We start from the raw sequence: 19,924 nt of genomic DNA on the forward strand, positions 1-19,924 counted from the left end.
GGGAGAGGTCCGTGACGACGATGACAGACACGTCTCTGCGCGAGTTCAAGATGCCCGATGTGGGCGAGGGGCTCACCGAGGCCGAGATCCTCAAGTGGTACGTCCAGCCCGGTGACACGGTCACCGACGGCCAGATCGTCTGCGAGGTCGAGACGGCCAAGGCCGCCGTCGAACTGCCGATCCCGTACGACGGTGTCGTACGCGCGCTGCACTTCCCCGAGGGCGCCACGGTGGACGTCGGCACGTCGATCATCGCGGTGGACGTGGGCGGGGGCGCGGTGCCGGTCGAGGAGACGCCGCCCGCGAAGGAGGAGCCCCAGCCCCAGCCCAAGCCCGAGCCGGCGGCCAAGAAGCCCGAGGGCCGCAAGCCGGTCCTCGTCGGCTACGGGGTCGCCGAGTCCTCCACCAAGCGCCGCCCCCGCAAGGGCGTGCCCGCCGCCGCGCCTCCGCCCGAGGAGACCCTGTACGGCGCCTCCGTCCTCCAGAGCATCCAGGGTGAGCTGAACGGCCATGGGGGTGGTGCACAGCCGCGTCCGCTGGCGAAGCCGCCGGTGCGCAAGCTGGCCAAGGACCTCGGCGTCGACCTGGCGACGATCACCCCGTCCGGCCCGGACGGCATCATCACTCGCGAGGACGTCCACGCGGCCGTGGCCCCGCCGAAGGCCCCGGAGCCGGTGGTGGAGGCCCCCGCGGCGCCTGCTGTGTCGTACGAGGCCGAGGGCGCACGGGAGACCCGTATCCCCGTCAAGGGCGTCCGCAAGGCGACGGCGGCGGCGATGGTCGGCTCGGCGTTCACCGCGCCGCACGTCACGGAGTTCGTGACGGTCGACGTGACGCGCACGATGAAACTGGTCGAGGAGCTGAAGCAGGACAAGGAGCTGGCGGGCCTGCGGGTCAACCCGTTGTTGTTGATCGCCAAGGCCTTGCTGGTGGCGATCAAGCGCAACCCGGAGATCAACGCCTCCTGGGACGAGGCCGCCCAGGAGATCGTGGTCAAGCACTACGTCAACCTCGGCATCGCCGCGGCCACCCCGCGCGGCCTGATCGTCCCGAACATCAAGGACGCCCACGCGAAGACACTGCCGCAACTGGCCGAGTCCCTCGGCGAGTTGGTCTCCACGGCGAAGGAGGGCCGCACCAGCCCCGCCGCGATGCAGGGCGGCACGGTCACCATCACCAACGTCGGCGTCTTCGGCATCGACACCGGCACGCCCATTCTCAACCCCGGCGAGTCCGCGATCCTCGCCGTCGGCGCGATCAGGCTCCAGCCGTGGGTCCACAAGGGCAAGGTCAAGCCCCGCCAGGTCACCACGCTGGCGCTCTCCTTCGACCATCGGTTGGTGGACGGGGAGTTGGGCTCGAAGGCGCTGGCGGATGTGGCGGCGATTCTGGAACAGCCGAAGAGGTTGATCACCTGGGGCTGACGCCCATGACTGGATAGGCTCAGCACGAAGGGGCCGGCCGCAAACTCCACTTGCGACCAACCCCTTCTGCTTGGCGCCCATTCAGGTGCCGTCAGCCTCGGCTGAGCACGTACACCGGCGCCCCTTCCTCCGTCGCGCCCCGCGGGTGGATACAGGCGTGCTTGCGCAGTAGTCGGAGGCATTCGTTGACACGGTGCACCGACAGCCCTGTACGGGCCGCGATCGCCTCCAGCGGCTGGCGCAGCTCACCCTCTTCGACGAGAACTGGCGCGATCACCACGGCTACCGTCCACACATCCGCCGTCACGGACAACCGCTCCCGCCAGTCGGCCAGCACGGATTCCGTGGTCGGATGCGCCGAGAAGGCGGTGGCATCGGGCGCAGGCCGCTCGACGGCCAGGACATCGAGCCGGTTCGCGATGCGTTCCATGGCTTGGGCGATGGCTTGCTGGGCAGCCAGAGTTTCACGCTGCATCTCGACCATGGTCTGTTGTGTCTCCACCATGCGCTGCTGTGTCTCCAGCATCTCCTGGTGCAGCGCGAGTGACTTGTGCTGTGCGACCGCGAGTTGTTCGTCCGCCTGGAGGTTGCGCTCCTCCAGCCGAACGATGGCTTCCGCGACCTGCTCGGGCATGGCGTACGCGATGGGAGCGCCCGGCTCAGAGGGCTGTACCTCGGCCTCCTCAAGCGTGTAGGAACCCTCGCGCTGAATGGTCTCGATCACCTCGGCGACCCACTGTTTGAAGGGGGCGCATTCAGGCTTGGTGCAGGCGCTGACGAGACGGATCAGACCCTGGAGATCGATGAGAGTCAAGTCTCGACGCCACTCCCTACCTGCGGGAACGCTGAGACCGTAACCTCCAGTTACGGTCTCAAGAATCTCTCGGTGAGCGTCCGGGACATGGTCGGCGAGAGCCTTCCGAGAGTTGGTGTGCCCCAATTGCTTGCAGACATCCACCGCCGGAAACCAGTGGGTCCCGTCCGGCATGGTCAGTCGGCGGACGCGGGCTCCGGTTGCCGCGTAGACGAAGTCGCCGACATCGAGCGCATCACGCTGCGTACGAGGGTCGGGTTGGTGCTTGCTGGGTTCGATCATCTGAACCACCTCCGCAGCGGAACGTAAGGCGGCGGGGAGTGCCAGTTGGGGTAGCTATGTTCACCATTGCGGGTGAATGACGGCCGCTCGGATTGCCGTTCGGGAACGGGGAAGGGGGCCACCGCGGTGAGCGGTGGCCCCCTTCTCGTGGTTCAAGCAAGGCGAAGGCGGGGCCTACAGCGCGGCGAAGCCGTAGTTCAGGAGCTTCTTCGCGTCCGACGCGCGGTTCGCGGCGGAGGACGCGGTCAGGACCGTGCCGTAGATCGTCTTGCCGTTGCGGGTGGCGGCGAAGACGAGGCAGTACTTGGCCTGAGTGCCGGAGCCGGTCTTGATGCCGATGGTGCCCGAGTAGGTGGTCAGCAGCGGGTTGGTGTTCGTCCAGGTCGGCATCGTGCGGGTGCCGCCCGACTTGGTGATCGTCTTGGCCGTGTACTTCTTGGTCTTCACGATCGTCTTGAACGTGGAGTTCTTCATCACGTTGCGCGCGAGCGTCGTGAGGTCCTTCGGCGTCGAGTAGTTCGAGCCGTTGCTGATGCCGTCGAACGAGTCGAACTTCGTATTCGTCATGCCGAGGCTCTTGGCGGTCGTGTTCATCTTGGAGATGAACGACTTCACCCGCGCCGCACGCGTCGAGCCCGTACCGAACTTGTCGGCGAGGGCGTACGCGGCGTCACAGCCCGAGGGCAGCATCAGCCCGTAGAGCAGCTGACGGACGGTGACCTTGTCACCGACGATCAGCCGGGCGGAGGACGCCGTGTTCTTGACGATGTAGTCGCTGTACGCCTTCTGGATGGTGACCTTGGCGTCCAGGTTCAGGTTCTTCTGCGACAGCACGACCTTGGCGGTCATGATCTTGGTGGTGGAACCGGTGGCGCGCGTGGTGTTCGCGGTCTTGCCCCAGCTCTTGCCGGTGGCCGGGTTGATCACGAACCCGCCCTTGGCGTTGATCGTGGGCTTCGCGACGGCGGCATGCGCGGGAGCGGAGCTGATGACCCCGGTCGCGATCATCGCACCGGAGGTCACGACGACGGCAGCGGCTCTGCGGACACGTACGCCCTTTATGGCGGTAATCAAGTCAAATACCCCGATTGCGTCAAATGTCTGAGGAGCGCGGCCACTTGGGTGCCGACGTTCGGGCAAAGCACGGCCGCTTCTCGTGTGACAAGTGAGTAGCACAAAAGGTTGTGCGGTGAGTGGGGCGGGGGTCAATTCAAGTCCACCTGACAGCCCCCTGACAGGTCCAGGATGGGGTTACTGTCCCGGGTCGTGGACCCCGACCGCGATGCGTACGTGATGTATCTATGCTGTGGGCATGCCGTCAGCTCCTGCCCCCGCCCCCGCAATCAAGGCCCCCGCCATCAAGCAGCCGCCCGCCGCCGACCGTGTCTACACGCATGTCAAACAGGGCGTCCTGGAGCGCCGTTACGAGGGAGGCACGCTGCTCACCGAGGGCGAGCTGGCCGAGGCGGTCGGGGTGTCCCGGACGCCGGTGCGCGAGGCGCTGCTGCGGCTGGAGGTAGAAGGGCTGATCAAGCTCTATCCGAAGAAGGGCGCCCTGGTCCTGCCCGTTTCCGCGCAGGAGATCGCGGACGTGGTCGAGACCCGGCAGCTGGTCGAGGAGCACGCGGTCCGCAAGACGGTCCCGGCCTCACCGCAGCTGATCGAGCGTCTGGAGGAACTGCTGGAGAAGCAGAAGGCGCAGGCCGCCGCCGGGGACCTGGCGGGCGCCGCCGTGACCGACCGCTGCTTCCACGCCGAGATCGTCCGCAGCGGCGGCAACGAGATCCTCTCCCGTCTCTACGACCAGCTCCGCGACCGGCAGTTGCGCATGGGCGTCGCCGTGATGCACGCCCACCCCGACCGCATCACGAAGACGCTGACCGAGCACGAGGAGATCCTGCAGGCGCTGCGCGCGGGCGATGCGGAGGCGGCGGTCGACCTCGTGCACCGGCATGTCAGCTGGTTCTCCAACCTGGCGCGGGGGGAGGTCCGTTGAGCCGCCCCGGCATATCCTCCGCGTCCTCGGCGTCCCTCCCGGGCGATCCGCCCGGCGGCCGGCGCGCCCTCGTCGTCTGGGGCACCGGTGTCGCGGTCTACTTCGTCGCCGTCATCTTCCGTACGTCGCTGGGCGTGGCCGGTCTCGACGCCGCCGACCGCTTCCACGTGGGCGCCTCCGCTCTGTCGACCTTCTCGATCCTCCAGCTGCTGGTCTACGCGGGCATGCAGATCCCCGTCGGCCTGCTGGTCGACCGGCTCGGCACCAAGAAGGTGCTGACCCTGGGCGTCCTGCTGTTCACGGCCGGCCAGATCGGCTTCGCGCTGTCTCCGTCGTACGGCATGGCGCTGGCCTCGCGTGCGCTGCTGGGCTGTGGGGACGCGATGACGTTCATCAGCGTGCTGCGGCTGGGCACCCGCTGGTTCCCGGCCCGGCGCGGGCCGCTGATCGCGCAGTTCGCGGGGCTGGCCGGAATGGCGGGAAACCTGGTCTCGACGCTGGTGCTGGCCCGGCTGCTGCACGGGGTGGGCTGGACGGCGGCGTTCCTGGGCAGCGCGGCCGCCGGGGTCGTCGTCCTCGTCCTCGTACTGCTGTTCCTCAAGGACCACCCGGACGGGCACGAGCCGGAGCCCTTCCCGCACCAGGGGGCGGCATACGTCCGCCGCCAGATCGTGGCGTCCTGGCGGGAGCCGGGGACGCGGCTCGGGCTGTGGGTGCACTTCACCACTCAGTTCCCGGCGATGGTGTTCCTGCTGCTGTGGGGGCTGCCGTTCCTGGTCGAGGCGCAGGGGCTGAGCCGGGGCACGGCCGGTGAACTGCTCACCCTGGTCGTCCTGTCCAACATGGCTGTCGGACTGGTGTACGGGCAGGTCGTCGCCCGGCATCACGCGGCGCGGCTGCCGCTGGCGCTCGGCACGGTCCTCACGACGGCGGCGGTCTGGGCGGCCACGCTCCTGTACCCCGGGGAGCACGCGCCGATGTGGCTCCTGATCGTCCTGTGCGCGGTCCTCGGCGCCTGCGGCCCCGCCTCGATGCTCGGCTTCGACTTCGCCCGCCCGGCGAACCCGCCCGAGCGTCAGGGCACCGCCTCCGGAATCACCAACATGGGCGGTTTCGTCGCCTCCATGACGACCCTGCTCGCGGTCGGCGTGCTCCTCGACATGACCGGCGACAACTACCGCATCGCCTTCTCCGCCGTCTTCGTCCTCCAGGCCCTGGGCCTGACCCAGATCCTCCGCCTACGCGGCCGGGCGGCCCGCCGCGAGCGGGAACGCCTGGTGGCGAGCAGGGTGGAGACGGTGCACGTACCGGCGTGAGCCGATGTGAGCCGACACGAAGGCCGCGCGGACCTTGGTGGTCGGTGAGTCCTACACCGTCACCGCGAACGACCGCAGGATCTCCGCGATCAGCTGGGGGTCGCCCTCGGCCTTGATGCGGTCGGCGACCAGGTCGGCGGTCACGCGGCCGCAGGCGAGGCGGACGTAGGTCTCCCAGTCGAGGGTGAGGGTGGCGGCGGGGCCGAGGGCGGGGGCGGTCTCCAGGGTGCCGCGGCCCTGCATGTCGACGCGGACGGTGCGGATGAACTCCACTGGGCCGTGCACGTCGAAGACGACGGCCGAGCTGCGCGGCGCCCGCGCGTCCTCGGCGACGACCTTCGGCAGTACGGAGAGCAGTTCGTCACGGACGACGTACGCGCCCGGCGAGTCCAGGTTCCCCGGCTGGCCCAGCGCGGCACGCAGGTCCTGCTCGTGGACCCACACGTCGAACGCGCGGTTGCGCATCGCCTGCTCGAGCGTCAGCTCGGTGCCGAGCGGGCCGCGCACCTTGTGGCCCGGGTCCCTCGACTCGTTCCGCAGCTGGCGGTTGCGGCGGATGATCGTGTACTCCAGCTCGGAGGTCATCTCCGGGGCGGTGTGGTGCCGCCGGGAGTCGACCTGCATCTCCATGTACCGCTGGTGCTCGGTCCGTACGTGGTACAGGTCGCGCGGGAGGGTGTGGATCGGCCGCGGGTCGCCGAGCATCTCGCAGTCCAGGCCGATCACATGGGAGACCACATCGCGCACCGACCAGCCGGGGCATGGCGTCCGCCGGTTCCACTCCCCCTCCACGAGCGGCGTCACCAGCTCGGATATCGCGTCCACGGAGTGGGTCCAGGCGTCGGCGTAGGGCTGGAGAGTGGGATGCAGACTCACGGAACGGGACCCCTCGGGCGTTCGGTACGTGTCAGTACGGTCGGTACGTGTCGGCTACGTAGTGGGTGGTCGTCGAAGGTGGGGGCGTCGGCGTTGACGGCTGGAGTGGGCGTCGGCGGCTGTCGGTGGGTGCTGTGGAACGTTAAGTTACGCTGCTGAGAGGCACCCCGGCAGTGCTTTCGTGTGACGATCGTAGGCCCGATATGGACGGCTCGAATGCCAGGACGGTGGTAGTGTGCGCGCCTCGCTCATCCAGATCGGCGTAGACGAGGACGAATCGGTCGATTCGCGCAGGCGGCGCGTGGCGTCGCTGGTACGGGAGCAGGCCGGCGCCGATCTCGTCGTCCTCCCCGAGCTGTGGACCACCGGCGCGTTCGCGTTCGAGTCCTTCACGGCTGAGGCCGAGCCGCTGGAGGGGCCGACCCACGAGGTGATGGCCAAGGCGGCGAGCGACGCGGGCGTCTGGCTGCACGCCGGCTCGATCCCCGAGCGGGACCCTGAGGGCCCTCTCTACAACACGTCTCTCATCTTCTCCCCCTCCGGCGAACTCGCCGCCGCCTACCGCAAGGTCCACCGCTTCGGCTTCGACAAGGGCGAAGCCGTACTGATGGGCGCGGGGTCGGAGCTGGTGACGCTCCGCCTCCCCGAGACGACCATCGGTCTGGCCACCTGCTACGACCTCCGCTTCCCCGAACTCTTCCGCGGCCTCGTCGACGCGGGCGCCGAGACCCTCGTCATCCCCGCCGGCTGGCCCGAACGCCGCCGCGCCCACTGGACCCTCCTCGCCCAGGCCCGAGCGGTCGAGAACCAGTCGTATGTCCTCGCGTGTGGAACGGCCGGTACGCACGCGGGAGTTCCGCAGGCGGGTCACTCGATCGTGGTCGATCCCTGGGGCGAGGTACTCGCGGAGGCCGGCGCCGACGAGGAGATCCTCACCGTCGAGTTCGACCCGACGAAGGTCGCGACGACACGGGAGCAGTTCCCGGCCCTGAAGGACAGGGTGCTGGGACTGCCGACGCCGCGGCGCTGACCTGCGTCGACCCGCCGCCCTGGCGTGCGACGGACGGTCGCGAGGGGCCCCCTCCGAAACGTCGTCTGTAGGCAGAAGGGCTCAGTCCGGTCTCCTGGCGCAATCGCGCGCGGAGGTTCGCGGCGGTCCCGAGTCCGCTGCGCTCGGCGACGATATCGAGCCGTTCCTCGCCGCGTTCGATGAGCCGACGGGCCAGGTTCACGCGTTCTCCGGTGAGCCAGGCCAGGGGAGTCGTGCCGAGCTGGGCGCGGAAACGGCGGTGCAGGGTGGCGGGCGAGACGGCCGCCCGCGCGGCGAGGTCCGCGACGGAGAGGGGTTCGTCGAGCCGCTCCTGGGCCCACGCCAGTACGGGGGCCAGGGACTCGTCCGGGATGTACGGAACGGGCCGCTCCACGAACTGCCGCTGTCCGCCGTCGCGATGGGCGGCGAAGATCAGCCGCCTGGAGACGTGGTTGGCGATCTCGGCGCCGTGGTCGCGCCGTACGACATGCAGGCCGAGGTCGAGCGCCGAAGCGCTGCCCGAAGCCGTGAGGATGTCGCCGTCGTCCACGAACAGTACGTCCGGCTCCAGCAGCACTGCCGGGAAGCGTGAGCGGAACGACTCCGCCCACATCCAGTGGCAGGCGGCCCGCCGTCCGTCCAGCAGCCCCGCCTCGGCGAGGGTGAACGCGCCCGAGCAGAAGCCGAGCAGACGCGCCCCGCGCGCGTGCGCCCTCTGGATCGCGTCCAGCACCCGCGGCGCACGCGGGGCGTCCGTGTCGGGCCGGTTCGGCACGATCAGAGTGTCCGTCTCCTCGGCCGCCTCCAGCCCGGCGACCCCGGTCAGTGTGAAGAATCCGTCCCGCATCCGTGTGTGGGACCCGGCCGCGCACAGCCGGAAGTCGTACAGCGGCCGCCCCAGCTCCGGCCGGTCGAGGCCGAAGATCTCGATGGCACAGCTCATCTCGAACGGGTTGGAGTTCTCGTCGATGACGAGGACGACGCGGTGCGGCTGCCAGGATCCTTGCGACATGTGCGATTCCTAGCACTCGTGCGGTGGTGCCGTCACCCGCACGATGACCGTATGGAATCCACGGAACGCACCGAACCCGCCGAACCCATCGCTCTGTTCGACGCCCTTGCCTCCTTCGACGCCCTGTGGAGCCCCCGCATCGTCACCACCGTCAACGACTACGACGTCCGCGTCGCGAAGATCGAGGGCGAACATCTCTGGCACACCCATGACCACACCGACGAGTTCTTCCTGGTCATCGAGGGTGAACTGCACATCTCCCTGCGCGAACCGGCCAGCGAGCGCACGGTCGTCCTGCCCCAGGGCTCGGTCTTCACCGTCCCGCGAGGCACCGAGCACAAGCCGTACGCCCCGGCCCGCGCCGCCATCCTCGTCCTGGAGCCCACCGGCACCCTCACTGTGGGCGACCGCCACGACGAGATCCCGGACCACGTGGACGCGACGACGGGGCATGCGCTGGCCTGACCACGGGGCCTCCGAGAGTTGATGAGAGTTATCCACAGGCCCGGCCGCAAGGTTTTCCACAGGCTCGCGAGCGGGCGGCGTGCGAGTGGCACTCTGGACCCATGAACGACACCACGACCCAGCACCCGACACCCCGCCGTGTCCGTGTCCGCGCCCCCGAGCTGATCGGCAAGGGCGGCTGGCTGAACACGGGCGGGAAGCAGTACACCCTCGCTGACCTGCGGGGAAAGATAGTGGTGCTGGATTTCTGGACCTTTTGCTGCGTGAACTGCCTGCATGTCCTGGACGAGCTGCGGGAGTTGGAGGAGAAGCACCGGGACACGGTGGTGGTCATCGGGGTGCACTCGCCGAAGTTCGCGCACGAGGCGGAGCACCGGGCGGTGGTCGACGCCGTGGAGAGGTACGAGGTGGAGCACCCCGTCCTCGACGACCCGGAGCTCGCGACGTGGAAGCAGTACGCGGTACGGGCCTGGCCGACGCTCGTGGTGATCGACCCGGAGGGGTATGTCGTCGCCCAGCACGCGGGCGAGGGGCATGCCCACGCCATCGAGCGGCTGGTCACGGAGCTGGAGGCCGAGCACGGGGCGAAGGGCACGCTACGGCGCGGCGACGGGCCGTACGTGGCGCCGGACCCGGAGCCGACGGTGCTGCGCTTTCCCGGCAAGGCGCTGCTCCTCCCGGACGGCGACTTCCTGGTCAGCGACACGACCCGGCACCAGCTGGTCCGGCTGGCGGCGGACGGCGAGACCGTCGTACGGCGCTACGGGTCCGGTGAGCGCGGATTCGTGGACGGCACCGCCGAGCACGCCCGCTTCAGCGAGCCGCAGGGGCTGGCGCTGCTGGACAACGGCGTGGTGGTCGTCGCCGACACCGTGAACCACGCCCTGCGCCGCCTCGACCCGGCCACCGGCGAGGTCTCGACCCTCGCCGGCACCGGCCGCCAGTGGTGGCAGGGGGCGCCGACCTCGGGTCTCGCGTGGGAGGTCGACCTGTCCTCGCCATGGGACGTGGCCGTCTTCGCCGGCAAGGTCTGGATCGCCATGGCCGGTGTCCACCAACTGTGGACGTACGACCCGGCCGACTGCACCGTGGCCGTGGCGGCGGGTACGACGAACGAGGGACTCGTGGACGGGCCGGGGGCGGAGGCCTGGTTCGCGCAGCCGTCGGGGCTCGCGGCCACCGCCGACCGGCTGTGGCTGGCCGACTCCGAGACGTCCGCGCTGAGATGGGTGGACCTCGACGGGGTGGTCCACACGGCGGTCGGCACCGGGCTCTTCGACTTCGGCCACCGTGACGGCGCGGCCGAACAGGCACTGCTCCAGCATCCGTTGGGGGTCACCGTCCTGCCCGACGGTTCGGTGGCGGTCAGCGACACGTACAACCACGCGTTGCGGCGCTATGACCCGGCGACGGGTGAGGTGACCACGCTCGCCACGGATCTGCGGGAGCCGAGCGACGCGGTGCTCGTCGGGGACGACATCGTGGTCGTCGAGTCGGCGAGACACCGGCTGACCCGGCTGCGGCTGCCGGAGGAGACGGTGAAGGTCGAGGCCGTCGCCCACCGCACACAGCGCGCGGCCACCGAAGTCGCCCCCGGCAGCCTGCGGTTGGACGTCATCTTCCAGGCCCCGCCCGGCCAGAAGCTCGACGAACGGTACGGCCCGTCGACCCGTCTCCTCGTCTCCGCGACTCCGCCCGAACTGCTGCTCCGGGGCGAGGGCGCGGCCCCGGACCTGTCCCGCACGCTGGAACTCAACCCGTCCATATCCGAGGGCGTCCTGCACGTCTCGGCGATGGCGGCCTCCTGCGACGACGACCCTTCCAACGAGTACCCGGCCTGCCACGTCCACCAGCAGGACTGGGGCGTGCCGGTCCGGATCACGGACGGCGGGACGGACCGGCTGCCGCTGGTGCTGGCGGGGATGGACGAGACCCTTCAGGTTGCCCGTCCCTAGGACGCCCGTCGCTCGCGCTCAGTACCTCCTTCAACTGTCCGAAGTTGAACGGCGTTCGTCTATATCCCGGGATGCGAGCGCGCAACCGAGGGCGGACGATGGAGTGGTCGGGAGCCCATTTCCGGAGTGGAGTGTGGCAGTGGTCGGCCGGCGCGGGGCCGTTCACGGTTCCCCTCTCGTGTCGCGCCACCCGCTCTCGCGGTTCCCCTCGTTCTCGAACGGCCGCTGCCGCCCGGGACGTTCACTCAGGCACGTGAGTTCGGGCACGTGAGCTCGGGCACGTGCCGATTCCGGACCGGTTCACTTCGTGGAGGCACCCACATGCCCGTGCTCTTCTTCGACATAGGAGCGACCCTGGCGGATGCCCGGGAGGAGGCGGACGGTTCGCTGACGTTGCTGCCCCGACCCCGCGTACTCGCGGTGCTCGACGCCTTCCCAGACGTACGCAAGGGCGTCATCTCCAACCCGGGCTCGGGTGAAGGCGCCGCGGAGCGGGCCGCGTCGGCGCTGCGGGAGGCGTTCCCCGGCCGGTTCACGGACGACGCGCTCATCCGTTGGGGCCCCAAGAACAGTCGGGAGATCTTCGACGAGGCGGTCGCTGGCGCGGCGGGCGAGGGGAGCCCGGCCTCCGCGGCCGGCGAGTGCGTCTTCGTGGGCGAGGACCACCAGGAGCGCGCGTTCGCCGCACAAGCCGAACTGCGTACGGCGGCCCACCCCGTATTCACCGGCGCCGCCCTGGAGAACCGCCCCGTTCTCTGGGCGCGGATCGAACTGCCCGAGGACCGGGGGCTGCCCGCACTGGAGAGGGTCGCGAACCGGACCGAGGTCGTTCCCGTGCACATCGCCTCCGGGCGGCTCGTGCTGGCCATGGCGAGCATGCGCGGCGCCGCGGCACTCGAACAGGCCGGGTTCATGGTCGACCTGCGGGGGCCGGTGGAGGACACGGCGGCCTTCCTGATCCGCGACGACCGCCCCCTCACCCCCGCTCAGGGCTTCGCGGACGCCCCGGACAGGGCGACGACACGCGCCACGTCCGCTTTCGGCGTCGTAGCCGACGAACTGGCCGGCGTCACGGCCCCGCCGCTCCTCCCGCTGGGCCCCGCGCCGGGCGGTGTCTACGTCGCCGCACCCGCCGGCGCTCCGATCGAGGACGTCCACCTGCCGGGCGCGAAGCCCGGCCACACCGAGCGACTGCTTCCGGACCCGGCGCTTCTCTTCCGCCCCGGCGAGGCATGGGCACAAGGATTCGCCGCAGGCCTTGCAGAAGGCGCTACGGAAGGGACTGGGGAAGGCCCGACGGAGCCGGGCCCGCCCGTGTCGGCAGCCGGTGACGGCCGCCCCTCCCCGGAGACGATCGCCGCGGTACGGGCGGCCGTGACCCCCGAGGTACTGCGCGGCCACGTCGCGCGCATCTCCGGTGTCGAACCGCTCAGAGACGGCGAGGCGCTGCTGGTGCGCAGCCGTGACGCGTCCGCCGTGGACAACCCCCGAGTCGTCGAGGCGCTCGCGGACCGCTTCCAGAACCTCGGCCTGAGGGTACGACTGCACCAATTCCGGTGGCGCGGACGCCGGTTGTTCAATGTGGAGGCCGAGCACCGTGTGGCCGGGGCGGACTCCACGGTTCTCATCACCGCGCATCTGGACTCCACTGCCTCCAGCGGTGCATTCGTCGACGAGAACGGCGACCCGCGCCCCTACGACCCCACCGGGGACCCCGCACCGGGCGCCGACGACGACGGCAGCGGAACCGCCGCCGTCATGGCCGCGGCGGAGTGCCTGCACCACATGCTCGCGGAGGGCAGGACACCGACCCGGAACGTGCGCTTCGTGCTGTTCAACGCCGAGGAACAGGGCCTGGTCGGCAGCAAGTTCTATGCGCGGGCCGCCGCCGCGGCGGACGACCGTATCGCCGGTGTCTTCCAGATGGACATGATCGCGGGTCGGCAGCAGGGCAGCATACCCATCGTCGAGATCCACGCCGGTTCCTCGGTGCCGGGTCCGGTGGTCGGAGCATCCGACACGCTGGGCGCTCTCGTCGCGGACACCGTCCCCGCCATCGACCCCGCGGTGACGGTTCAACAGCTCACGGGCCCCTCCGATCCGGCGATCGGACGGAGCGACCACGCCAGCTTCCACGAGCGGGGGTGGGCGGCCATCGCCGTCTCCGAGGACATATTCGCTCCGGGCGGCGGGCCCGGTACGGGCACCAGGCAGTACCACACCCCGGGAGACACCCTCATCGACCAGGACCACAGCCCGGAGTTCGCGGCCACGGTCGCCCGCTCCGTCACGGCGACCGCCCTCACCCTCGCGGGCCTCTAGGGGGCTTTCCTCCAACCCACAGGACAGCGAAGCCGGGTCTCGCGCCCGGTGACAGGAGCAACCGTCATGACACAGCTGATCGACAAGCGGGATCTGGAGTACGACCGGCTCGCCCGGGTCCAGGGCGCCGAGGCGTTCCTCGCCGAGACCGATCGCGTGGCGGCGTCGGTGCACCACACCCTCATCGCCGACGACAGCAAGGTGAACCGCTTCACAGGGCACCTGACCGAGCTGCGGGTGGAGGGCGCACCGGCCGGACTCGCCGAACGGGCGGGCGCCGAGGCCGCCGACGGCGACTACATCGTCCGCGCCAAGGAGTACCTTTCCTCGGTCTCGGGGGCGATCGGCTTCGCCGCCGGAGAGCCCGCCGAGTTCGAGGCCGATCCGAAGGTGATGTCCACGAGCGGCGGCATGCGCGTGGTCAGCCTCCAGCAGACACTCAACGGCATCGACGTGTGGGGCATGGCTCCCAAGGTGTGGCTGCGCGAGGACGGCAGGGTCGACAGGGTCGTCGGCGACACGGCGAGCGTGCCGGGCAATGTGCCCACGATGCCGGCGGTGCCGGTCGAGACGGCTCTGGCCGCCGGCGCCGCGAAGGCGGCCGAACCGGTCACGATCGACGGCCCCTTCGGCACCGACGAACTGCCCGCTCTGGACATCTCGGAAGGTTTCCGCCGGCTGAGTTCCCAGGCGGGCAACGACCAGCCGATGACGTTCGACAAAGGCGCCTTCGAGGAGGCGATCCCCGCTCGGCTCGTGTACTTCTACATGGGCGACACCGTCCGTCTCGCCTGGTCGTTCAGGTTCTCGCGCGCGAAGGGAGCCGTGCAGTACCACGCGCTCGTGGAGGCCGACGAGAGAACGCCGGACAAGGCCGCGCCCCAGGTCCTCTACCTCCAGGACCTGACGAACCATGTCGTCGGAGGACTGGTGTTCCGGCAGAACCCGGCCGAGACCGGGTACGCCCTGGCTTCCTTCCCGCTGCCGCTGAGCGACTATCCGGTCGTATCGCCGCCCGACCCGTTGCCCGGGTTCCCCGGGCCATGGGCCGAGCGGCAGAACGGGCAGGTGGCGACCGTCGGGAACAATGTGCAGGCCGTCGACGGGGACACCGGTGAAAGCTTCAAGGTCGGCGTCGACACGGCGGGCAACGGGGTGTTCGCCCCGACCCCGGACACACCCGAGCAGCTCGTCACCAATATCTTCTTCTTCTGCAACTACATGCACGACTTCTTCGTGATGCTCGACTTCACGGAGGAGCACGGCAACTTCCAGACCGTCAATTTCTCGGGCCTGGGCCACGGCGCCGACCCGGTCGTCGCCCTCGCGCATCCCCGGCCGGTCTTCGGCACGGCCAACATGCTCACGCCCCCCGACGGTCGGGCGGCGGAGATGAACATGGGACTGGTCGCCGGCACCGGACGGCACACGGCCAACGACGCACACGTCGTCTTCCACGAGTTCACACACGGTGTGACCAACCGGCTGGTCGGAGGCCTGCACGATGCCAACGGTCTGCGCGAGGAGCAGTCCCGGGCGATGGGCGAGGGCTGGTCGGACTACTTCGCGCTCACCATCTTCAACTTCTCCCGCGAGCGGGAGCACACCGTCGTCGGCGACTGGGTCGTCAACGACCCGGGCGGCATCCGCCAGCGCCCGTACGACGACCGCTACCCCGGTGACTTCGGGGCCATCGGGCGGACCGCGGGCGGGCTCGACTACACGAGGATCCACAACGTCGGCGAGATCTGGTGCGCCGCGCTCATGGAGATGACCCGCCGGATCGGCGCGGAACTCGGCAGCAAGGAGCGCGGCTACCGGGTCGCCTGGCAGGCCGTCGTCGACGGGCTGAAACTCACCCCGAAGAACCCGTCGTTCCTCACCGCCCGTGGCGCGATCCTGCGGGCCCTGAAGGACCTCAAGGGCGCGGCGTTCACCGAGGCCGAGTACCCCGAGGTCCGCAAGGCGGCCTGGGAATCCTTCGCCCGCTACGGCATGGGCTTCGACGCCTTCTGCCCCAACGCGTCCTTCACCGGCTGCCGGTCCGGCACCCAGCTGCCCCCGGCCGGACACGAGGACTGAGGCGGATCAGCCGGATCTTCCTCAGTACCCCTGGTAGCCGTCGCGGTGATGGTGGTGCCGGTCGTCGTCGATGACGGGGGTCGCGGGCGGCACCACGACGCGCCTGCGCTTGGCGATGCTGCTGAATGTCGCGACTCCGATGAGTCCGACGATCATGAAGATGACGCCGACCAGGTCGAGGTTGACCCCTTGCATGTCCCAGTCGGTGGCGAACGTGAGGATGGCCCCCACGGCGATCAGAATGATGCACCCGCCCAGGCCCATGAGTGTTCCCTCCCAGTCCGGTTGGGTCGGCCGGTAGTTCCGGTCGTTCGGTCCTTCCGGTCGGCTCCGGGTACCCGGACGGGGCTGTCCGTAACTGGGGGCTACAGGGCCTAGCCCTCCAGGAACGCCGCCAGTGCGTTCGCCAGGAGGTAAGGGTCCTTGGCGCCGCACAGTTCGCGGGCGCTGTGCATGGAGAGGATGGCGACGCCGATGTCGACGGTACGGATGCCGTGCCGGGCGGCGGTGATGGGGCCGATGGTGGTGCCGCAGGGCATGGAGTTGTTGGAGACGAAGGTCTGGAAGGGCACGCCGGCCCGCTCGCAGGCGGCGGCGAAGACCGCGCGGCCCGAACCGTCCGTGGCGTAGCGGTTGTTGACGTTGACCTTGAGGATCGGGCCTTCGTCGGCGCGGGGGTGGTGCGTCGGGTCGTGGCGCTCCGCGTAGTTGGGGTGGACGGCGTGACCGGTGTCCGAGGAGAGGCAGACCGTACCGGCGAAGGCGCGCGCCCGGTCCTCGTACGAGCCGCCGCGGGCGAACACCGAGCGCTCCAGTACGCCGCCGAGGAGCGGGCCGTCGGCGCCGGTGTCGCTCTGGGAGCCGTTCTCCTCGTGGTCGAAGGCGGCGAGGACGGGGATGTGGGGGAGTTCGTCGCCGGAGGTGGCGACGGCGGCGAGCGCGGCCGTACCGGCGTGCACGGAGAGGAGGTTGTCCATGCGGGGACCGGCGAGGAGCTCCTTGTCGCGGCCCAGGTACGCGGGCGGTTCGACGGAGTGGGTCATCAGGTCCCAGCCGGTGACCTCGCCCTTGGGGAGGCCCGACTCCTCCTCCAGGAAGGCGATCAGGTCACCGTCGCGGATGTCGTCGCCCAGGCCCCAGATGGGCTGGAGGTGACGCTGCTTGTCGAGTTTGAGGCCCTCGGAGGTGACCGTGCGGTCGAGGTGGACGGCGAGTTGGGGAACGCGGAGGAGGGGTCTGTCGATGTTGACCAGGCGGCTGGTGCCGTCGCGCAGGGAGAGACGGCCGGCGAGGCCGAGGTCGCGGTCCAGCCAGGAGTTGAGCAGCGGGCCGCCGTAGATCTCGACGGCGACCTGGCGCCAGCCGTGCGCTCCGCTGTCCGGGCGGGGTTTGACGCGCAGGTTGGGGGAGTCGGTGTGGGCGCCGACGATGCGGAACGGGGTGTGCGAGGTGGCGCCCTCCGGCACGTACCAGGCGATGATCGCGCCGCCGCGCAGCACGTACTTGCCGCCCAGGGCGCCGTCCCATGCGTCGGTCTCCGAGACCTGTCGGAAGCCGGCCTTCTCCAGCCGTTCCGCGGCGCTCGCCACCGCGTGGTACGGGGACGGGCTGGCCGTCAGGAAGGTCATGAGGTCGTCGGTGTGGCCGCGATCGAAGCGTGGGGGTGTGCGCATGGGGTTCACCTTAACGACGTACGAGGGCCCGCTCCCGGGGGTTGGGAGCGGGCCCTCGCCCGCAGGTGGGACAGGTGGGTGGGCAGCCGGCCCGGCGGCGCGGCTGCCCCCAGCTTCAGCTAGCGGCTGTTAGAACGCCGCCTCGTCCAGCTCCATCAGGTCCAGGTCGGCGTTCTCGGAGATCTTGCGGGCCAGGGTGACGCCCGGGAGGACGTTGGCCGCGAAGAACTTCGCCGCCGCGATCTTGCCGGTGTAGAAGGCCCTGTCCTTGGCGGAGGCCGTCTCCAGCTTCTCGGCGGCGACGGCGGCGCCCTTGAGGAGGAGGTAGCCGACGACGACGTCACCGGAGGCCATGAGGAGGCGGGTGGTGTTGAGGCCCACCTTGTAGATGTTCTTGACGTCCTGCTCGGTGGCGGCGAGGTCGGTGAGGAGGAGGCCGACCAGGGACTCCAGCTCGACCGCGGCCTTGGCGAGGTGCTCGCGGGCGACCGCCAGCTGCTCGCCGCCCTCACCGAGCGCCAGGAACTTCTTGATCTCCTCGGCGAGGGAGTTCAGCGCGGCGCCCTGGTTGCGGACGATCTTCCGGAAGAAGAAGTCCTGGCCCTGGATCGCGGTGGTGCCCTCGTACAGGGTGTCGATCTTGGCGTCGCGGATGTACTGCTCGATCGGGTACTCCTGCAGGAAGCCGGAGCCGCCGAAGGTCTGCAGCGACTGGGCGAGCTGCTCGTAGCCCTTCTCGGAGCCGTAGCCCTTGACGATGGGCAGGAGCAGGTCGTTCAGGGCCTCCAGGGCGGAGATGTCCTCGCCCGCCGCCCCCTTGACCTGGATCTCGTCCTGGATGGAGGCCGTGTAGAGGACGAGGGCGCGCATGCCCTCCGCGTACGCCTTCTGCGTCATCAGCGAGCGGCGGACGTCGGGGTGGTGGGTGATGGTGACCTTGGGCGCGGTCTTGTCCATGAAGTTCGCGAGGTCCGGGCCCTGGACGCGCTCCTTGGCGTACTCAAGGGCGTTCAGGTAGCCCGTCGACAGCGTGGAGATCGCCTTCGTGCCGACCATCATCCGGGCGAACTCGATGATGCGGAACATCTGGCGGATGCCGTCGTGCTTGTCGCCGATCAGCCAGCCCCTGGCCGGGTGACGGTCGCCGAAGGTCATCTCGCAGGTGTTGGAGGCCTTCAGGCCCATCTTGTGCTCGACGTTCGTGGCGTAGACGCCGTTGCGCATCCCCAGCTCGCCGGTCTCGAAGTCGAAGAGGTACTTCGGGACGAGGAAGAGGGACAGACCCTTGGTGCCGGGGCCGTGGCCCTCGGGGCGGGCCAGCACGTAGTGAAGGATGTTCTCCTCCATGTCGTGCTCACCGGACGTGATGAACCGCTTCACACCCTCGATGTGCCAGGAGCCGTCCTCCTGCTGCACGGCCTTCGTGCGACCGGCACCCACATCGGAACCCGCGTCGGGTTCGGTGAGCACCATGGTGGAGCCCCAGGTCTTCTCGACGGCGATCTGGGCGATCTTCTTCTGTACGTCGTTGCCCTCGTCGTAGAGGATTCCGGCGAACGCCGGGCCGGAGGCGTACATCCACACGGCCGGGTTCGAGCCGAGCAGCAGCTCCGCGTACGCCCAGATCAGGGAGCGGGGGGAGGTCGTACCGCCGATCTCCTCGGGCAGGCCGAGGCGCCAGTACTCCGAGTCCATGAAGGCTTTGTAGCTCTTCTTGAACGTGGCCGGGACCGGAGCGGTGTTCGTCTCCGGGTCGAAGACCGGCGGGTTGCGGTCGGCGTCCGTGAAGGACTCCGCCAGCTCGTTCTCGGCGAGACGGGTCAGCTCCTCCAGGATGCTCTTGGCCGTGTCCGTGTCCATCTCCGCGAACGGGCCGGTGCCGTACAGCTTGTCGCGCCCGAGGACCTCGAAGAGGTTGAACTCGATGTCGCGGAGGTTCGACTTGTAGTGCCCCATGGCGATGGCTCCGTAGAGAGATCGGCGAGGCACTGGATCCTCGCGCTAGTTCACATACCAACAAGTAGCTTCGATGTCGATAATGCTACCCACCGGTAATAAGAAGCAACCCCGATCGGGCCATCTGTGACTCGTTACGCTTTGCCGCATGTACGGCTACGACCAGAACGCTGGCACTCAGCAGCAGTACGCCCCGCCACCGCAGCAGCAGATGCCGGGCCAGCAGATGCCCGGCGGCCCGATGGGCGGCGGCTACGGGCAGCAGCCGCCGCTGTACCCCGAGCCGTCACCGCCCTCGCTCGCGGACGCGGTGCGCGCCTTCACCACCGGTCAGATGGCCGCGGAGGACTTCCAGCAGGTCTTCGCGACGTCCAAGGTGTACTGCCCGCGCGGCGACAACCCCGGGTTCCTGGCCCTGCACAACACCCAGCAGCCGGTGATCCCGATGTTCACCTCGCTCAAGGAGCTCCGCCGGTATGCCGGCAAGGAGTCCAAGTACTTCGTCATCACCGGCGCCGAGGTCATCGACCTCCTCCCGACCGGCTATGGCTTCGTCCTCGACATGGAGGGCGAGCACCGGATGGTGTTCGACGCGAAGGCTGTGGAGCAGATGGTGGAGTTCGCGATGCGGCGGATGTACGGGTAGCTCCGCGAGTAGCTCCGCTGGTCGGGCCGGGGCGGGGTGGGGGCGCTGCGGTTCGTTGCGGGGTGCGGGGTGCGG

The 19,924-nt window shown here is 69.5% G+C and carries 16 protein-coding genes; 9 read left to right on the plus strand and 7 right to left on the minus strand.

Annotation, left to right across the window (positions count from 1 at the left end; genetic code table 11):
• The first annotated feature begins 11 nt into the window (after positions 1-11).
• Complete coding sequence (locus F3T56_RS05330; protein ID WP_149823515.1) at positions 12-1,424, plus strand: dihydrolipoamide acetyltransferase family protein; 1,413 nt, start codon at positions 12-14, stop codon at positions 1,422-1,424.
• Positions 1,425-1,515: 91 nt separating this feature from the next.
• Here the strand turns inward: F3T56_RS05330 and F3T56_RS05335 are convergent, their stop codons facing one another.
• Both F3T56_RS05335 and F3T56_RS05340 read right to left on the minus strand, forming a co-directional pair.
• A complete protein-coding gene (locus F3T56_RS05335) occupies positions 1,516-2,520 on the minus strand; it encodes a BRO-N domain-containing protein (protein WP_149823516.1) in 1,005 nt (334 codons plus the stop codon).
• A 174-nt stretch (positions 2,521-2,694) separates the two neighbouring features.
• On the minus strand, positions 2,695-3,594 hold the full coding sequence (locus F3T56_RS05340) for a D-alanyl-D-alanine carboxypeptidase family protein (RefSeq protein WP_149823517.1): 900 nt from the start codon (positions 3,592-3,594) through the stop codon (positions 2,695-2,697).
• 238 nt (positions 3,595-3,832) lie between these two features.
• On the opposite strand from F3T56_RS05340, the gene F3T56_RS05345 reads away from it, so the two are divergent.
• The gene (locus tag F3T56_RS05345; protein WP_149823518.1) at positions 3,833-4,516 is read left to right on the plus strand and encodes a GntR family transcriptional regulator; all 684 of its coding nucleotides are present in this window, start codon (positions 3,833-3,835) and stop codon (positions 4,514-4,516) included.
• Positions 4,513-5,832, plus strand: a complete 1,320-nt coding sequence (locus F3T56_RS05350) for an MFS transporter (protein ID WP_172638809.1) — start codon at positions 4,513-4,515, stop codon at positions 5,830-5,832. Before F3T56_RS05345 ends, F3T56_RS05350 begins: the two co-directional genes overlap by 4 nt.
• A gap of 51 nt (positions 5,833-5,883) precedes the next feature.
• On the opposite strand, the gene F3T56_RS05355 is transcribed toward F3T56_RS05350, so the two are convergent.
• Entirely contained in the window at positions 5,884-6,708 is an 825-nt protein-coding gene (locus F3T56_RS05355) for a maleylpyruvate isomerase family mycothiol-dependent enzyme (protein ID WP_149823519.1), read from the minus strand.
• 235 nt (positions 6,709-6,943) lie between these two features.
• On the opposite strand from F3T56_RS05355, the gene F3T56_RS05360 reads away from it, so the two are divergent.
• Positions 6,944-7,738, plus strand: coding sequence for a carbon-nitrogen family hydrolase (locus F3T56_RS05360; RefSeq protein ID WP_149823520.1), 795 nt, complete (start codon positions 6,944-6,946; stop codon positions 7,736-7,738).
• Here F3T56_RS05360 and F3T56_RS05365 read toward each other — a convergent pair.
• Positions 7,641-8,750: a GlxA family transcriptional regulator gene (locus F3T56_RS05365; protein WP_149823521.1), complete on the minus strand. Its 1,110-nt coding sequence runs from the start codon at positions 8,748-8,750 to the stop codon at positions 7,641-7,643. The genes F3T56_RS05360 and F3T56_RS05365 overlap by 98 nt on opposite strands.
• A 51-nt stretch (positions 8,751-8,801) precedes the next feature.
• Here F3T56_RS05365 and F3T56_RS05370 point away from each other — a divergent pair, with 51 nt between their 5' ends.
• The 4 genes from F3T56_RS05370 to F3T56_RS05385 all read left to right on the plus strand — a co-directional run bounded on the left by F3T56_RS05370 (position 8,802) and on the right by F3T56_RS05385 (position 15,574).
• Positions 8,802-9,215 (plus strand): cupin domain-containing protein, encoded by a 414-nt coding sequence (locus tag F3T56_RS05370; protein WP_149823522.1) that lies wholly within the window; start codon positions 8,802-8,804, stop codon positions 9,213-9,215.
• A 101-nt stretch (positions 9,216-9,316) separates the two neighbouring features.
• Entirely contained in the window at positions 9,317-11,170 is a 1,854-nt protein-coding gene (locus F3T56_RS05375) for an NHL domain-containing thioredoxin family protein (RefSeq protein ID WP_149823523.1), read from the plus strand.
• 321 nt (positions 11,171-11,491) lie between these two features.
• On the plus strand, positions 11,492-13,492 hold the full coding sequence (locus F3T56_RS05380) for a M28 family metallopeptidase (protein ID WP_149823524.1): 2,001 nt from the start codon (positions 11,492-11,494) through the stop codon (positions 13,490-13,492).
• A gap of 66 nt (positions 13,493-13,558) precedes the next feature.
• Positions 13,559-15,574 (plus strand): M36 family metallopeptidase, encoded by a 2,016-nt coding sequence (locus F3T56_RS05385; RefSeq protein WP_149823525.1) that lies wholly within the window; start codon positions 13,559-13,561, stop codon positions 15,572-15,574.
• A gap of 21 nt (positions 15,575-15,595) precedes the next feature.
• Here the strand turns inward: F3T56_RS05385 and F3T56_RS05390 are convergent, their stop codons facing one another.
• The 3 genes from F3T56_RS05390 to F3T56_RS05400 all read right to left on the minus strand — a co-directional run bounded on the left by F3T56_RS05390 (position 15,596) and on the right by F3T56_RS05400 (position 19,203).
• Entirely contained in the window at positions 15,596-15,838 is a 243-nt protein-coding gene (locus F3T56_RS05390) for a DUF6458 family protein (protein WP_149823526.1), read from the minus strand.
• A gap of 110 nt (positions 15,839-15,948) precedes the next feature.
• Positions 15,949-17,247 (minus strand): M18 family aminopeptidase, encoded by a 1,299-nt coding sequence (locus F3T56_RS05395; RefSeq protein ID WP_149823527.1) that lies wholly within the window; start codon positions 17,245-17,247, stop codon positions 15,949-15,951.
• Between the two features lie 129 nt (positions 17,248-17,376).
• Positions 17,377-19,203: an acyl-CoA dehydrogenase gene (locus F3T56_RS05400; RefSeq protein WP_149823528.1), complete on the minus strand. Its 1,827-nt coding sequence runs from the start codon at positions 19,201-19,203 to the stop codon at positions 17,377-17,379.
• Positions 19,204-19,351: 148 nt separating this feature from the next.
• Here F3T56_RS05400 and F3T56_RS05405 point away from each other — a divergent pair, with 148 nt between their 5' ends.
• Positions 19,352-19,849, plus strand: coding sequence for an SseB family protein (locus F3T56_RS05405; RefSeq protein WP_149823529.1), 498 nt, complete (start codon positions 19,352-19,354; stop codon positions 19,847-19,849).
• The last annotated feature ends 75 nt before the right edge of the window (positions 19,850-19,924 follow it).

The sequence above is a fragment of the Streptomyces tailanensis genome, assembly GCF_008386495.1.
Classification (GTDB): Bacteria; Actinomycetota; Actinomycetes; order Streptomycetales; family Streptomycetaceae; genus Streptomyces; species Streptomyces tailanensis.

Excerpts from the sequence above, each read along its gene's own strand:
- F3T56_RS05380 (WP_149823524.1), top strand. The coding sequence starts at position 11,492 with ATGCCCGTGCTCTTCTTCGACATAGGAGCGACCCTGGCGGATGCCCGG.
- F3T56_RS05365 (WP_149823521.1), bottom strand. The coding sequence starts at position 8,750 with ATGTCGCAAGGATCCTGGCAGCCGCACCGCGTCGTCCTCGTCATCGAC.
- F3T56_RS05370 (WP_149823522.1), top strand. The coding sequence starts at position 8,802 with ATGGAATCCACGGAACGCACCGAACCCGCCGAACCCATCGCTCTGTTC.
- F3T56_RS05345 (WP_149823518.1), top strand. The coding sequence starts at position 3,833 with ATGCCGTCAGCTCCTGCCCCCGCCCCCGCAATCAAGGCCCCCGCCATC.
- F3T56_RS05335 (WP_149823516.1), bottom strand. The coding sequence starts at position 2,520 with ATGATCGAACCCAGCAAGCACCAACCCGACCCTCGTACGCAGCGTGAT.
- F3T56_RS05400 (WP_149823528.1), bottom strand. The coding sequence starts at position 19,203 with ATGGGGCACTACAAGTCGAACCTCCGCGACATCGAGTTCAACCTCTTC.
- F3T56_RS05385 (WP_149823525.1), top strand. The coding sequence starts at position 13,559 with ATGACACAGCTGATCGACAAGCGGGATCTGGAGTACGACCGGCTCGCC.
- F3T56_RS05390 (WP_149823526.1), bottom strand. The coding sequence starts at position 15,838 with ATGGGCCTGGGCGGGTGCATCATTCTGATCGCCGTGGGGGCCATCCTC.
- F3T56_RS05395 (WP_149823527.1), bottom strand. The coding sequence starts at position 17,247 with ATGCGCACACCCCCACGCTTCGATCGCGGCCACACCGACGACCTCATG.
- F3T56_RS05405 (WP_149823529.1), top strand. The coding sequence starts at position 19,352 with ATGTACGGCTACGACCAGAACGCTGGCACTCAGCAGCAGTACGCCCCG.
- F3T56_RS05375 (WP_149823523.1), top strand. The coding sequence starts at position 9,317 with ATGAACGACACCACGACCCAGCACCCGACACCCCGCCGTGTCCGTGTC.